Source organism: Streptomyces ossamyceticus (assembly GCF_001418475.1).
Lineage (GTDB): Bacteria > Actinomycetota > Actinomycetes > Streptomycetales > Streptomycetaceae > Streptomyces > Streptomyces ossamyceticus.
In genome coordinates this window covers 1-1,763 of sequence record NZ_LIQX01000844.1, presented here as the reverse complement: position 1 = coordinate 1,763, position 1,763 = coordinate 1, and the positions used below count along the sequence as shown (strand labels likewise).

Annotated in this window: 1 protein-coding gene and 1 pseudogene; one reads left to right on the top strand and one right to left on the bottom strand. The window is 72.9% G+C overall.

The features are described 5' to 3' along the window. On the bottom strand, nt 1-1,318 hold a 1,318-nt coding region (locus AOK15_RS39590), incomplete at its 3' end, for an MFS transporter (RefSeq protein WP_055523888.1). A 71-nt stretch (nt 1,319-1,389) separates the two neighbouring features. Here AOK15_RS39590 and AOK15_RS39585 point away from each other — a divergent pair. Next, a pseudogene (locus AOK15_RS39585) lies at nt 1,390-1,763 on the top strand (AraC family transcriptional regulator); the annotation flags it as partial.

Below are 1,763 nucleotides of genomic sequence, written 5' to 3'. Positions count from 1 at the left end.
GCAAGGTGAGCCGCCGGCGCCGGATGACCAGCGCCATCAGCGCCGCCACCGCGCACAGCGCCCCGGAGGCGTACCAGACGACGTCGTACGCGCCGAAGGTGTCGCGGGCGAGGCCGCCGAGGAAGGCGACGAGGGCGGCGCCGACCTGGTGGGAGGCGAGGACCCAGCCGAAGACGATGGCGCTGTCGTCGCCGTAGTGCTCACGGCACAGGGCCATGGTGGGCGGGACGGTGGCGACCCAGTCGAGGCCGTAGAAGACGATGAAGAAGATCATCGGGAGGTGCACGGAGGGGGCCAGCAGATACGGCAGGAAGAGGAGGGAGAGGCCGCGGAACGCGTAGTACACGGCCAGCAGCCGCCGTGGCTCGTAGCGGTCCGTGAGCCAGCCGGAGGCGATCGTGCCGACGACGTCGAAGACGCCGATGACGGCCAGCAGGGAGGCCGCCGCGGTGATGGGCATGCCGTGGTCGTGGGCGGCGGGCACGAAGTGGGTCTGGATGAGGCCGTTCGTGGAGGCGCCGCAGATGGCGAAGGTGCCGGCGAGCAGCCAGAACGGCCCGGTCCGCGCCGCCGAGAGGAGGACCCGGATCGTCCTGCGGGCCGCCCCCGGCACGGGCGCCGGCCTGGGCACGAACTCCGTCGCCCCGTACGGCTTCAGCCCCGCGTCCGCCGGGTGGTCGCGCAGCAGCAGCCAGACGAAGGGGACGACGGCCAGGGCGGCGAGGGCCACCGTGACGGCGGCGGGCCGCCAGTCGTGTTCCGAGACGATCCAGGACAGCAGCGGCAGGAAGATCAGCTGCCCGGAGGCCGAGGCGGCGGTCAGGATGCCCGAGACGAGGCCGCGCCGTTCGGTGAACCAGCGGTTGGTGACCGTCGCCGCGAACGCCAGCGCCATCGAGCCGGAGCCGAGCCCCACGAGCAGGCCCCAGCAGAGCATCAGCTGCCACGCCGAGGTCATCCACACCGTCGAACCGGCGCCGACCGCGATCACCGTGAGGGCCACCGCGACCACCCGGCGGATGCCGAAGCGGTCCATCAGCGCGGCGGCGAACGGCGCCGTCAGCCCGTACAGCGCCAGGTTGATCGACACGGCGGACGCGATGGTGCCGCGGGACCAGTGGAACTCGGCGTTCAGCGGGTCGATCAGCAGACCCGGCAGGGAGCGGAAGGCCGCCGCGCCGATGATCGTCACGAAGGTGACGGCCGCGACGAACCAGGCGCGGTGCACTCGGGAGGACTTCGCGGGGCGGGACTCGTGGGGCTGCTGATCGGTGGTGGTGCGGGCGAGCGCGGGTGCGTCGTCGGCTCTCTGCGTCATGCGGACAAGCTTCGGACCTGCGACCTTCCGGAACGAGTGGCCCGAAGGACAGCATTCGTTAGGATCGGGCCATGACCCCGCTCGTACGCCCGGAGCCACCCCGCAGGCCCGCCGGGCCCGGTGCCCGGCACCGTGTCGTCGTGCTCGCCCTGGACGGGCTGCTGCCGTTCGAGCTGGGCATCCCGCAGCGCATCTTCGGCAAGGCGCGGGGCGCGGACGGCCGCCGCCTGTACGACATCGTCACGTGCTCGGTCCGGCCGCCGGGACCGGTGGAGACGGACGCCGACTTCGCCGTCCTCGTCGCGAACGGCCCGGAGGCCCTGGCGACCGCCGACACCGTGGTGGTGCCCGCGTCGCACGAACTGGGCCCCGTCTACGAGGACGGCGTCCTGACCCCGGAACTGGCCGCCGCCCTCAGCCACATCCGCCCCGGCACCCGGCTCGT